Below are 12,877 nucleotides of genomic sequence, written 5' to 3' on the forward strand. Positions count from 1 at the left end.
CCCTGCGCGGGAACCGGCGGGGGCGCCTGCCCCGGCACGGAGCCGAGCGGCGGCTGCACCGGCTGGTACCCGGTCTCCCAGGTGTCGGCCTGCCAGGTCTGCGTGCTGTACGGGTCCTGCTGCGCGGCGGCGTCCGCCTGCCGGCGCCGCCGCTCCTCCTCGGGAGTGCTCATCGCCGCGCTCACCCGCCCGCGAACGGCGGGAGCACCTCGACGGTGCCCCCTTCGGTCAGCAGGACGCCATCGTGCGGCCGCTTGCCCACGGGCTCGTCGTTCACGAGGAAGGAGCAGCGCTGCAGGACCCGGGTCAGCTCCCCCGGGTGGCGTTCCCGCACTGCGTCGAGCGCCTCGGCCAGCGTGCGTGCCGAGTACGGCTCCTCCGCCGTCTTGGCCGCGGCTTTCGCCGCCGCCCAGTAGCGGATGGTTCCGGTTGCCACTGCAGCTCCCATCGTGTTCGGCTCCGTCGGATCTCTACCGTCGGCCTCCATGATGACCCCTCCGGCTCGTCACCCCGGCGTGCCTCCCTGCGCCGTCCGTGCGCCCGGGCGGCCCGCGGGGGGTCCACCGATCCGGTGAAACCAGGGCATACGCAGGAGGAAGGCGTGGCGCGAACCACAGAACGCGGTGCACGGCGGCCCTCGGCCCTGAAAGGGCGGGTGGGCTATTCTGGCGGCGTAGAGGATCCGGGCAACGTAGCCCCCGGGTCCTTTTGTGCTTTCAGCACGTTGAACGGACCGAGAAGAGTGGTATCCATCCGGACCTCAGGGCGCGGGGACCGGACGGCATGCCAGGCAAGTCGTACGAAGCCGTACCACGCACGTCCTCGACGGGACCGAGGAGGAACCGACGTGATGGACCAGCGAAGCAAACAGGAGCACGACCACCCGACCCGGGCAGGTGGTCGGGCGTGAGTTCCCTCCTGCTGCTCACCAACGCCCTGCAGCCCTCCGCCGAAGTGCTGCCCGCACTCGGACTGCTGCTGCACAACGTCCGGGTCGCCCCGGCCGAAGGACCGGCCCTGGTGGACACCCCCGGGGCCGACGTGATCCTCGTCGACGGCCGCCGCGACCTGCCGCAGGTGCGGTCGCTCTGCCAGCTGCTGCGGTCCACCGGGCCCGGCTGCCCGCTGATCCTCGTCGTCACGGAGGGCGGTCTCGCCGCCGTCACCGCCGACTGGGGCATCGACGACGTCCTCCTCGACACCGCCGGACCGGCCGAGGTCGAGGCGCGGCTGCGGCTGGCCACGGGCCGCCAGCAGCTCGGCTCCGACGACTCCCCCATGGAGATCCGCAACGGCGACCTGTCGGTCGACGAGGCGACGTACTCCGCCAAGCTCAAGGGCCGGGTCCTGGACCTGACCTTCAAGGAGTTCGAGCTCCTGAAGTACCTCGCCCAGCACCCCGGGCGGGTCTTCACCCGCGCCCAGCTCCTCCAGGAGGTCTGGGGCTACGACTACTTCGGCGGCACCCGGACGGTGGACGTCCACGTCCGGCGGCTGCGCGCCAAGCTCGGCCCCGAGCACGAGTCGCTGATCGGCACCGTCCGCAACGTCGGCTACCGCTTCGTCACCCCGGAGAAGGTCGAGCGGGCGGCGGCGGAGGCGGCGGCCAAGGCCGAGCGGAAGCAGGCTCCGGCCGAGGCCCCGGCCCAGGCCAAGGCCCCGGCACCGGCGGAGTCCCCGGCGGCCGTCCCCCATTAGGAGGAGGCGCTGTGACCATCCACTCTCCAGGACGCCCTGCCCAGAGGTAGGTCACCCCGCGTAGACTTCCGCGCGTGGCCAAGGTGACGCGGGATGACGTTGCACGACTTGCGGGTACGTCTACCGCCGTCGTGAGCTACGTCATCAACAACGGACCCCGGCCGGTCGCCCCGGCCACGCGCGAGCGTGTCCTCGCCGCGATCAAGGATCTGGGCTACCGCCCGGACCGGGTCGCCCAGGCGATGGCGTCGCGGCGCACCGACCTCATAGGCATGATCGTCCCGGACGCGCGCCAGCCCTTCTTCGCGGAGATGGCGCACGCGGTCGAGCAGGCCGCCGCCGAGCGCGGAAAGATGGTCCTGGTCGGGAACTCCGACTACCGGGACGAGCGCGAGGTGCACTACCTGCGCGCGTTCCTCGGCATGCGGGTGTCCGGGCTGATCCTGGTCAGCCAGGGCATGAGCGAGCGGGCCGCGTCGGAGATCGAGGCCTGGGACGCGCGGATCGTGCTGCTGCACGAGCGTCCCGAGGCCATCGACGACGTGGCCGTCGTCACGGACGACATCGGCGGAGCCCAGCTGGCCACCCGGCACCTCCTGGAGCACGGGCACGAGTACGTGGCCTGCATCGGCGGCATCGAGAACACCCCGTCGGTCGGCGACCCGGTCGCCGACCACGTCGAGGGCTGGCGTCGGGCCATGCTGGAGGCCGGCCGGTCGGTCGAGGGGCGGGTCATCGAGGCCCCGTACAACCGCTACGACGCCTACCGGGTCGCCCTGGAGGTCCTGGCCCGCCCGGACCGGCCGACGGCGATCTTCTGCGCGACGGACGACCAGGCGATCGGTGTGCTGCGGGCCGCGCGGGAGCTGCGGATCGACGTGCCCGGGGAGCTGGCGGTGGCCGGCTTCGACGACGTGAAGGAGGCGGCGCTGACGGACCCGCCGCTGACGACGGTCTCCTCGGACCGGCCGGCGATGGCCCGCGCGGCGGTGGACCTCGTCCTGGACGACGCCCTCCGCGTGGCGGGCTCGCGCCGCGAACGCCTGAAGCAGTTCCCGTCGGCCCTGGTCATCCGCCGCAGCTGCGGCTGCCGCTAGACCCCCCTTTTCGAGGCCGCGCGGGCTGTTCGCAGCCCCGCCGGCCCCTGCCCTTATATCGGGCATACACGGTTCTGTCGGGCTTCTCAGCCGGGACTCAGAAAGCTCTCATGATCCGTGGGCAGAGTCACAGACATGACCGACAGCTTCCGCCGCGAAGGCGAGTACCCGCAGGAGAACCGCCCGGCCCCGCACTCGCCCTTCGGCGAGGACTGGCAGCGCGGACGCGACCGGCTGGCCCATGACGCGATGGGCGGCGGGTCCTACCCGCCCCCGCCCGCGTACCCCCCGGCCCCGGGGTGGAACGAGGCACACCGCAACCCGGCGACGGTGACGGCCGTCCCCGGCGAGGGCAGTGGCGCCGGCTGGGGCGACTCGGCCCCCGCCGCACCGGTCCCCGCCCCCCGGGCCAAGCGCCCCGTCGCCCTGCTCGCCGCCGTGGCGCTCGCCGCCGCCGTGGTCGGCGGGGGGACCGCCGCAGCCGTCCAGCAGTTCCTCGGGAGCAACGGGGCCGCCGGCGCCGGCTTCCCCGGCACCAACGTCTCCCAGTCCAGCAACGGCACCGTCTCCGGCGTGGCCGAACAGGTCAGCCCCTCCGTCGTCCGCATCGACACCCGCACCGGCTCCGGCCAGGGCACCGGCTCCGGCATCGTCGTCACCGCCGACGGCGAGATCGTCACCAACAACCACGTCGTCAGCGGCGCCTCGGAGATCCAGGTGACGATGAGCGACGGCAAGAAATACACCGCCCGGACCGTCGGCACCGACCCCGCCAAGGACCTCGCCCTGATCAAGCTCCAGGGGGCGAGCGGCCTCAAGCCCGCCAAGCTCGGCAACTCCGGCAACCTCAAGGTCGGCGACCAGGTCGTCGCCATCGGCTCCCCCGACCGCCTCACCGGCACCGTCACCAGCGGTATCGTCTCCGCGCTCGACCGCGAGGTGAACGTGCCCAAGTCCGAGGACCAGCAGCAGCAGCGCGGCCGCCAGGGCGGCGGCGGGGGCGGCTGGCCGTTCTCGTACGACGGCCGGCAGTTCAACGGCGACACCGGCTCGAACACCACCTCCTACAAGGCCATCCAGACCGACGCCTCCCTCAACCCCGGCAACTCCGGCGGCGCCCTCGTCAACATGAACGGCGAGATCGTCGGGATGCCCTCCGCGATCTTCTCCCCCTCCAGCGACAGCTCCAGCGCCGGCAGCGTCGGCCTCGGCTTCGCCATCCCCGTCAACACCATCAAGGCCGACCTCGACTCCCTCCGCAAGGGCGGCACGGGATCCGCCGGCGGCACGGACCAGAGCGGCGACCGCGGCGGCAACGGCTTCGGCATCTCCCTCTGATCCTTCTGAGACCCTGGGACGGGACCGGATCCCACGGATCACACGAGTCCCGCGGACCGACGACGACCACGACCACGACGACAACCACGATGACGACCACCCCTGGGGGCCACGCATGAATCCCGCCGAAGGCGACCCGCAGCGGATCCTCGTCGTCGACGACGAGCCGGCCGTGCGCGAGGCCCTGCGCCGCAGCCTCGCCTTCGAGGGGTACGACGTACGGACCGCCGTCGACGGCATCGACGCCCTCGACCAGTCGGCCTCGTACGCCCCCGAGCTGATCGTCCTCGACATCCAGATGCCCCGCATGGACGGCCTGACGGCGGCCCGGCGGCTGCGCGCCTCCGGCAGCGTCACCCCGATCCTCATGCTGACCGCCCGCGACACCGTCGGCGACCGCGTCACCGGCCTCGACGCGGGCGCCGACGACTACCTCGTCAAGCCCTTCGAGCTCGACGAGCTGTTCGCCCGCGTCCGCGCCCTCCTGCGCCGCAGCTCCTACGCCGCCCCCGCCGCGGCCGGCCCCGCACAGCCCGAGGACGTCCTGACCTTCGGCGACCTGCGCATGGACCTCGCCACCCGCGAGGTCACCCGCGGCGGGCGGCCGGTGGAGCTGACCCGTACCGAGTTCACCCTGCTGGAGATGTTCCTCGCGCACCCGCGCCAGGTCCTGACCCGCGAGCAGATCCTCAAGACGGTCTGGGGCTTCGACTTCGAGCCCAGCTCCAACTCCCTGGACGTGTACGTGATGTACCTGCGCCGCAAGACCGAGGCGGGCGGCGAACCGCGCCTGGTCCACACCGTGCGCGGGGTCGGGTACGTACTGCGCGCCGGTGAGGGCGGCCCCGAATGACCGGTCCGGCCGCCCGCTTCCGCGCGCTGCCGCTGCGTTCCCGGCTGGCCCTGCTGGTGACCGTCGCGGTCGCGGTCGCGGTCGCGGCGGTGGCCGGGGTGTCGTGGGTGATGGTGCGGGCGCAGCTGAACGACCAGCTGAACCAGTCCCTGCTGGCGACCCAGCCCGACGAGCAGGTGGTCCGCACCCTGCGCGAGGGCTGCGTGACCCGCCCGACCGTGGGGCCGCCGAACATCGCCGAGGAGCTCGGCCCCACCGTCCAGATCGTCACCGCGGACGGGGGCCGCTGCCTGGTGAGCGGACGCAGCGACCTGCCCGTCTCCGCGGCCGACAAGGCCGTCGCCGCGGGCCTGGGCGCCAAGAGCCTGCACGACGCGACGACCGGCGACGGCACCCGGATGCGCGTCTACACGATCAACAAGCACCTCACCAGCGGCGCGTCCTTCGGGGTCTCCATCGCCAAGCCCCTCGCCGACATCGACCAGCCCCTGTCCACCCTGGCCTGGGTGCTGCTCCTGGTCTCCGGCATCGGCGTGGTCGGCGCGGGCGCGGCCGGGCTGTGGGTGGCCCGGACCGGGCTGCGGCCCGTCGACAAACTCACCGGGGTCGTCGAGCACATCGCCCGCACCGAGGACCTCACCGTGCGGATCCCCGAGGAGGGCGACGACGAGATCGCCCGCCTGTCGCGGTCCTTCAACTCCATGACCGAGGCGCTGGCCTCCTCCCAGGAGCGCCAGGCCCAGCTGATCGCGGACGCCGGGCACGAGCTGCGCACCCCGCTCACCTCGCTGCGCACCAACATCGAGCTCCTGGCGCGCAGTGAGGAGACCGGCCGGGCCATCCCGCCCGAGGACCGCCGGGAGCTGCTGGCCTCGGTGAAGGCGCAGATGACAGAGCTGGCCTCGCTGATCGGGGACCTTCAGGAACTCTCCCGCCCGGACGCGGCCCCCCACGCCCCGCTGGGGGTGGTGGCCCTGCACGACATCGCCGGGACGGCCCTGTCCCGGGCCCGGCTGCGCGGTCCCGAGCTGCGTTTCGACGCCGAGCTGGAGCCCTGGTTCGTCCGGGGCGAGGCGGCCGCGCTGGAGCGGGCGGTGATCAACCTGCTGGACAACGCCGTCAAGTTCAGCCCGCCCGGCGGCGCGGTGGAGGTCGTGCTGCGCGCGGGCGAGCTCACGGTGCGCGACCACGGGCCGGGGATTCCGGCCGAGGACCTCCCGTACGTCTTCGAACGGTTCTGGCGCTCGGAGTCCGCCCGCGCCCTGCCCGGAAGCGGGCTGGGCCTGTCGATCGTGGCCCGTACGGCCGCCCGCTCGGGCGGCACCGCCGAGCTGCGGGCGGCTGCGGACGGGGCGGGCGGCACCGAGGCGGTGCTGCGCATCCCGGGGGCGCCCACGCCGCCGCCCTCGGCGGAGCCGCAGACCCGGCCGAAGGCCGGGCCGCAGCCGTCAGTTGTGCCGGACCAGTGAGGCGACCAGGCCGGAGCGGGTGTTCGGGAAGTCCATCGGGACGATGCCCAGCCCGGTCCGGCCTGCCAGCTCGCCGCCGTCGACGAAGGCGTGCACCTGCGGGTTGAGGCGGTCGGAGTTCCAGCGCGGGGGCATGTAGGCGGCGGTGCTGGTGTAGTTCACGAAGAGCCTGCCGGGCTGCCGGACGGCCTTGCGGAACTGGTCCTCGATCCGGCCGATCTTGCCGAAGGGCTCCGTGTTGTAGTCGTCCTGGATGTCGAAGACCCCGCCGTCGCCGTAGCGCAGGCCCGGCAGTCCGGCGTTGTCGGCGAGGAGCACCACCCGGCCGCGGGCCTGGCCGAGGGTGGGCAGGGTGTCGGCGATCCGGAAGAGCGGGCGCCAGCCGCGGTGGTCGAGGTAGTCGTCGAAGACGGCGCGGAAGGTGGCGTCGCTCTCGGTGGAGTACTCCTGCTTCACGCGCATCAGGACGGTCTCGGAGGGGTGGGCGGCGAGGAAGTTCCGGCAGGCGACGAGGACGTCGCCGAACATCAGGTCCTGGAAGAACGCCGCGTGGTGGATGGCGAACGAGCCGCCCGTCACCCGGCAGCGCACGTCGAGGAAGCGGATGCCGGAGTCGAGCTGCTCGGCGATCGAGGTGTTCTGGCAGGCGACGTAGAGACCGCCCTTGGTGGCTCCGGAGTCGTGGGTGCCGGGGATGGTCATGCGCTGGAGGGCGGTGGAGTCGGCGAGGCCGGCCATCCAGTCCTGGGTGCCCAGGGCCCTGAGGGCGGGGCGTCGCGCGGCGAGGCCCCGCGCGGAGGCCGGGGCGGCGGCCCCCAGTCCCAGTGCGCCCGCGCCCGCGCCCGCCGCCAGTGCGCCGGTCAGAAAGGTCCGTCGGTCCAGAGCCATGCCCGCCCCTTTGTCCGTAGTCCGGTTCTCCGGCCACCGTGGCCGGACCGGATTATGGCGTGCGGGGCGTGCCCTTACTACCCGTCGGTACGGACGGGTTCACCGAGCAACTCGACCATGCCGCGCAGCCCTTGGGCGAGTTCCGCGCCCGTGGGGGCCTGTTCGGGGTCGGTGAGGACCTGCACCATGACCCCGCTCAGCAGGGCGATGTGCAGGGAGCCGAGGGAGCGTACGTCCTCCTCGGTGACCGCCTCTTCTGGCACCCCGCGCAGGGCCGCGGCCACCATGCGCCGGTTGCGACGCTGGCCCTCGGCGAGGATCGCGAGCAGTTCGGGCGAGGACTGGGCGTGGACGAACGCCTCGACGGAGGCGGTCCAGAGCCAGCGCATCTCGCCGAAGTCCCGGATCTTGCGGTCCCAGGTGTCGGCGTAGCGCTCCTGGGCGGTGTCGCCCTGTCCGGCGAGCCGGCCGGCGCCGGCGGCCCACTCCTCCATGGCGGCGAACAGCGCCTGGTTCAGGAGCACCTCGCGGGAGCCGAAGTGGTAGCCGATCGCGGCCATGCTCACCTGCGCCGCCGAGGCGATGTCGCGCACGGTCGTGCGCAGGTAGCCCTTCTCCTCCAGGCAGCGGCGCGCTCCGGCCAGCAGGTCCTCGCGATTTCCCATGCGGGGATCGTAGCCGGGGCCCGGACCGCGCCCGGATCTCCTTTTGGGCGGTTGCCCTACACAAACGTATTGCGCGGTTGCCCAACCCCTGGCAGGCTGAAGCCGTCACCGAGCACCACGGCCGGCGAACGAACGGGGAGAACCGCATCATGCGCCACACGCTGGACATCGACGGACGCGCACTGTCGTACCTGGACTTCGGCGGCCCCGGCCGCCCCCTGCTCGCCCTGCACGGCGGCATGTCCGAAGCCGCCGCCTTCACCGGCCTGGCCGCCGCCCTCGGCGACTCATGGCGGGTCATCGCCCCCGACCAGCGCGGCCACGGCGACTCCGACCGGGCCCCGCACTACCGCCGCGAGGGGTACGTCGCCGACGCCGTCGCCCTCCTCGACCACCTCGGCCTCACCGAACCGGTCGCCCTCCTCGGCTACTCCCTCGGCGGCCTCAACGCCTACCACCTCGCCGCCGCCCACCCCGACCGGATCGGCGTCCTCATCGGCGTCGACGCCACCGTGGGCATCAACATCCCCACCGGCCCCCACTGGTTCGACTTCCTCGGCTCCCTCCCCTACACCGCCCCCACCCGCGAGGAACTCCTCGCCGCCGTCGACCCCGCCGCCCTGCCCTTCGTCGCCGACGGCGTACGCCCGCTGCGCGACGGGAGCGGCTGGCGGCTCGCCTTCCACGGGCAGGACATGCTCGACTCCATCCACGCCTGCGCCGGCGACCACTGGGACACCTGGCTCGCGAGCACCTGCCCGGCCCTGCTCGTCCACGCCACCCGCAGCCAGGCGCTCCCCGAGGCCACGGCGACCGCGATGGTCAGCCGCCGCCCCCGCACCGCGTACACCCCCCTCGACGGCGACCACTTCGTCCCCTTCACCGACCCGGAAGGCTTCCACGCCGCCGTGGCGAAGTACCTGGCCCAGGCCTGACCCGCACATGAGTGAGGGGCGGCGCGCCTTCCGGCCCGCCGCCCCTCTCCCCGTCCAGGTGCTACTTGACGACCGTGATCCGGTCCGCCGCCGGCGGGGCGATCGGCGCCGCCGCCGTCGACTTGGCCAGGAGCGCGTTGAACGCCTCCAGGTCCGGCACGCCGACCAGCTTGTTCTTGTGCTCCTTCAGGACGGTGAAGCCGTCACCGCCGCCCGCCAGGAACTCGTTCATCACGACCCGGTAGGTCTTCGCCGGGTCGATGGCCGCGCCGTTCAGCTTCACCGAGTCCACGACGATCCGGTCCGCGCCCGACTTCGTCATGTCCAGGGTGTACGTCAGACCCTTCGAGATCTGCAGGATCTTCGGGTTCGGGCCGTTGACCGGACCGCTGACCTGCTGCTGGAGCGCCGTGATCAGCTGCGCGCCGGTCAGGTCCACCACGTTCAGCAGGTTGTTGAACGGCTGCACCGTGTACGACTCGCCGTACGTCACGACACCGTCGCCCTCGTCACCGGCCGCCTTGTACGCCAGGTCGGCACGGATGCCGCCCGGGTTCATGATGGCCAGCTGCGCCCCGCCCTTGTCGGCCGCCGACGTCGCGTCCAGCTGCGCGTCCGCGATCAGGTCACCGAGCGGCTTCTCCGGCGCCTCCGAACCGCGGCCCGCGATGTCGGCCGAGATGTACCCCATCGGCCGGTTGGCGACCGGGGCCGCCAGCTTCTTCCAGCGGCCGATCAGCTCGGTCATGTCCGGGGCCTTCGGCAGGTCCCGGCTGACGACCTTGTTCACCGGCTTCGGCGACTGCACCGGCGTACGGACGATGTCCTTCGTCGCCTTGTCGTACGTCAGCGTGGTGTCCGTGAACAGCCGGCCGTACGAGGCCGCCGAGGTGACCGTGCGCGGGTTGCCCGCCGGGTCCGGGATGTTGCACGAGTACGCCTGGTGGGTGTGGCCCGTCACCAGCGCGTCGACCTTCGGGCTCACGTTCTTCGCGATGTCGACGATCGCACCCGAGATGCCCGCGCCGGCACCCGGCACGTTGCAGTCGTAGTTGTACGCGCCGCTCGCCGGCAGACCACCCTCGTGGATCAGCGCCACGATCGACTTCACGCCCTGCTTGTCCAGCTCGGCGGCGTACTTGTTGATCGTCTCGACCTCGTCGCCGAACTTCAGGCCCTTCACGCCGTCCGCCGTGACGACGTCCGGGGTGCCCTCCAGGGTGACGCCGATGAAGCCGATCTTCACGTCCCCCTTCTTCCAGATGAAGGTGGGCGACATCAGCGGACGCTTGGTCTTCTCGTCCGTCACGTTCGCGGCGAGGTACTTGAACTCCGCTCCCGTGTACGTCTTGCCGTACTCGAAGCAGCCTTCGACCGGGTGACAGCCGCCGTACTGCATCCGGCGCAGCTCGGTCTTGCCCTCGTCGAACTCGTGATTGCCCACGCTCGTCACGTCGAGGTTCAGCTTGTTCAGCGCCTCGACGGTCGGCTCGTCGTGGAAGAGACCGGACAGCATCGGGCTGCCGCCGATCATGTCGCCGGCCGCGGCCGTGACGGAGTACTCGTGGCCCTTGCGGGCCTCGCGCAGACCGGACGCCAGGTACTCGACGCCGCCCGCGGGTATGGACTTGGTGGTGCCGTCAGCCTGCAGTTCACCGACCGTGCCCGAGGAGCCCTGCGGGGGCTCCAGCGTGCCGTGGAAGTCGTTGAACGACAGCATCTGTACGTCGACGGTCCGGCCCTTGGCCACCGGAACGCCGCCACTCGCGGCACCGGCGGGCAGTGCGGCGGCGACCATCGCGCCGGCCCCCGCGGTGAGGGCGAGCGCGCCGAGGGTCAACCGGCGGGCCGTGCGGTGCCGTTGTGGCTTCGCTGACATCTGTTCCCCTTTTTGGACAGCGAGACAACTGGGAGGTGACCCGCAGCCTATGGTCAACGCGCGTAGCGCCAACAGGGGGGTACGGGTTGCGAGGTGGTTACGCGCAGCCGTCGGGCGGGTCGGGCGGTGTCGGTCGTAGGCTCGGACCATGACTGACGCAGACGCAGCGACGGCCGTCGAGCCGGGACGGCACATCGAGATCCTCGACGAACTGACGGGGGAACAGGCCGGGGCCGTCCTCGACCTGATCCACGAAGCGGCCCGCACCGACGGCACCACCGCCGTCTCCGAGCAGGGCCGCCTCCAGCTGCGCGGCGGCCCCCGCGAGGGCATCCGCCACTTCCTGGCCACCGCCGACGGCCGGCTCGTCGCGTACGGGCAACTGGAGGACACCGACCCGGTGGAGGCCCCCGCCGCCGAACTCGTCGTCCACCCCGCCCTGCGCGGCCGCGGCCACGGCCGGGCCCTGGGCAACGCCCTGCTGAACGCCTCCGGCAAGCGGATCCGGGTGTGGGCCCACGGCGGCAAGTCCGCCGCCCGCCACCTCGCGCAGGTCCTCGGCCTGACCCTGTTCCGCGAACTGCGCCAGCTGCGCCGCCCCCTGGGCCCGGACTCCGCCCCGCTGCCCGACCCGGTGCTCCCGGCCGGGGTCACCGTCCGCACCTTCGTCCCCGGACAGGACGACGCGGCCTGGCTCGCCGCCAACGCCGCCGCCTTCGCCCACCACCCCGAGCAGGGCTCGCTGACGCAGCGCGACCTCGACGACCGCATCGCGCAGCCGTGGTTCGACCCGAAGGGGTTCTTCCTTGCGGAGCGGGAGGGGGAACTGGTCGGCTTCCACTGGACGAAGGTCCACGCCGAGGAACAGCTCGGCGAGGTCTACGTCGTCGGCGTCCGCCCGGGCGCCCAGGGCGGCGGCCTCGGCAAGGCCCTCACCGCCATCGGCCTCCAGCACCTGGCGGCCTCGGGCCTGCCGACGGCGATGCTGTACGTGGACGCCGACAACCCGGCGGCCCTGGCGGTCTACGAGGGCCTGGGCTTCACGACGCACGAGGTGGACCTGATGTACCGCACGGAGAGCTGAGGGGGCGGGGGCGGGGGCGGGGGGGCTCCGGGTGCGGGCGGGATTCCGGGGGGCGCTGGCCGGGGTCGGGGGTGGGCGGGGTCCCGGCGGGGCGGTCTCAGAGAAGGGTTGGGGCTTTCCCGTCAGTCTCATCGTCCTTCCGCGTCGGGCCGGCCTGTCAAGGGCGCTCCTTCGTCGCGTCGCTTCGCGATGGCCTTCGGCCACCCTTGACAGACCGTCCCGCCACGGAAAAACGAAGACTGCCGGGAAACCCCCAAAGAAACGGGACGGTGGATCAATGGGCATGCGGCCGGATCAGCGACCCGTCGGGGTGGTCGGGGGCCGGCAGACCGGGCATCCGGCCCCCTCGCGAGCACAATCGGGGACGACCCACGCGTCAGATCGCTACGCGCTCCTCCCGGCTTAGCGTCCGCCGCCCGTCTGGGCTCGCTGCATGCAGGAGAGGACGATCAGGGCGGCATGCGGGCTCCCCGGCGCGCCAGATCGCTACGCGCTCCTCCCGTCTCAGCGTCCAGGGCTGCTCGTGGGCTGGGATGCCCTGCCACTCGTCGTCTGGTGCGGTCAGAAAGCCAAGACGGCCGCCAGACGCTGAGGAATGAGGAGCGCGTAGCGATCTGGGGCGCCGGAGGGCCCGGATGTCGTCCTGATCGTCCTTTGGTGCGGGTATCAGCCCCAGACGGCTGCCGGACGCTGAGGAATGAGGAGCGCGTAGCGATCTGGGGCGCCCACCGGCCCCGGATGACGATCCCGTCGTCCTTTCGTGCAGGCAGCGAGCCCAGACGGCCGCCGGACGCTAAGCAGAGCGGAGCGCGTAGCGATCTGACGCGTAGGGCGGCCCCGAATGCGGCTGACGGGGGCCGAATGGATGTCTGCCGACCCCCGACCACCCCGACTGCTCCCTGACACGGCCGGATGTCTCATGTACATCCGTCCCGTTTCTTTGGGGGTTTCCCGGCAGTCTTCGTTTTTCC

The 12,877-nt window shown here is 72.3% G+C and carries 11 protein-coding genes; 7 read left to right on the forward strand and 4 right to left on the reverse strand.

The genetic code is table 11. The annotated features are described in order from the left end of the window. Positions 1–181 precede the first annotated feature (181 nt). Positions 182–436: a MoaD/ThiS family protein gene (locus ACZ5NJ_RS26010; RefSeq protein ID WP_468767622.1), complete on the reverse strand. Its 255-nt coding sequence runs from the start codon at positions 434–436 to the stop codon at positions 182–184. 470 nt (positions 437–906) lie between these two features. On the opposite strand from ACZ5NJ_RS26010, the gene ACZ5NJ_RS26015 reads away from it, so the two are divergent. From ACZ5NJ_RS26015 to ACZ5NJ_RS26035, 5 genes are all read left to right on the forward strand, one after another. Continuing rightward, positions 907–1,698 (forward strand): response regulator transcription factor, encoded by a 792-nt coding sequence (locus tag ACZ5NJ_RS26015; RefSeq protein WP_468767624.1) that lies wholly within the window; start codon positions 907–909, stop codon positions 1,696–1,698. 74 nt (positions 1,699–1,772) lie between these two features. Next, positions 1,773–2,795 carry a LacI family DNA-binding transcriptional regulator gene (locus ACZ5NJ_RS26020; RefSeq protein ID WP_042812372.1) on the forward strand — a complete coding sequence of 341 codons (1,023 nt, stop codon included), beginning with the start codon at positions 1,773–1,775 and terminating at the stop codon, positions 2,793–2,795. A gap of 135 nt (positions 2,796–2,930) precedes the next feature. Next, positions 2,931–4,133 (forward strand): S1C family serine protease, encoded by a 1,203-nt coding sequence (locus tag ACZ5NJ_RS26025; protein WP_468767626.1) that lies wholly within the window; start codon positions 2,931–2,933, stop codon positions 4,131–4,133. Positions 4,134–4,248: 115 nt separating this feature from the next. Next, positions 4,249–4,986 (forward strand): response regulator transcription factor, encoded by a 738-nt coding sequence (locus ACZ5NJ_RS26030; protein ID WP_468767628.1) that lies wholly within the window; start codon positions 4,249–4,251, stop codon positions 4,984–4,986. Continuing rightward, positions 4,983–6,455, forward strand: coding sequence for a sensor histidine kinase (locus ACZ5NJ_RS26035; protein ID WP_468767629.1), 1,473 nt, complete (start codon positions 4,983–4,985; stop codon positions 6,453–6,455). Before ACZ5NJ_RS26030 ends, ACZ5NJ_RS26035 begins: the two co-directional genes overlap by 4 nt. Here the strand turns inward: ACZ5NJ_RS26035 and ACZ5NJ_RS26040 are convergent. Continuing rightward, positions 6,435–7,343 (reverse strand): phosphatidylinositol-specific phospholipase C, encoded by a 909-nt coding sequence (locus tag ACZ5NJ_RS26040; protein ID WP_468767631.1) that lies wholly within the window; start codon positions 7,341–7,343, stop codon positions 6,435–6,437. The genes ACZ5NJ_RS26035 and ACZ5NJ_RS26040 overlap by 21 nt on opposite strands. A 77-nt stretch (positions 7,344–7,420) precedes the next feature. Further along, positions 7,421–8,008 carry a TetR/AcrR family transcriptional regulator gene (locus ACZ5NJ_RS26045; protein ID WP_468767632.1) on the reverse strand — a complete coding sequence of 196 codons (588 nt, stop codon included), beginning with the start codon at positions 8,006–8,008 and terminating at the stop codon, positions 7,421–7,423. Between the two features lie 149 nt (positions 8,009–8,157). On the opposite strand from ACZ5NJ_RS26045, the gene ACZ5NJ_RS26050 reads away from it, so the two are divergent. Next, positions 8,158–8,943: an alpha/beta fold hydrolase gene (locus ACZ5NJ_RS26050; protein ID WP_468767634.1), complete on the forward strand. Its 786-nt coding sequence runs from the start codon at positions 8,158–8,160 to the stop codon at positions 8,941–8,943. A 61-nt stretch (positions 8,944–9,004) separates the two neighbouring features. Here ACZ5NJ_RS26050 and ACZ5NJ_RS26055 read toward each other — a convergent pair whose 3' ends face one another. Beyond that, entirely contained in the window at positions 9,005–10,822 is a 1,818-nt protein-coding gene (locus ACZ5NJ_RS26055; protein ID WP_468767635.1) for a bifunctional metallophosphatase/5'-nucleotidase, read from the reverse strand. 148 nt (positions 10,823–10,970) lie between these two features. Here ACZ5NJ_RS26055 and mshD point away from each other — a divergent pair, with 148 nt between their 5' ends. Next, entirely contained in the window at positions 10,971–11,906 is a 936-nt protein-coding gene (gene mshD / locus ACZ5NJ_RS26060) for a mycothiol synthase (protein ID WP_468767637.1), read from the forward strand. Positions 11,907–12,877: the final 971 nt, after the last annotated feature.

Source organism: Streptomyces sp. NPDC032091, from assembly GCF_055580265.1.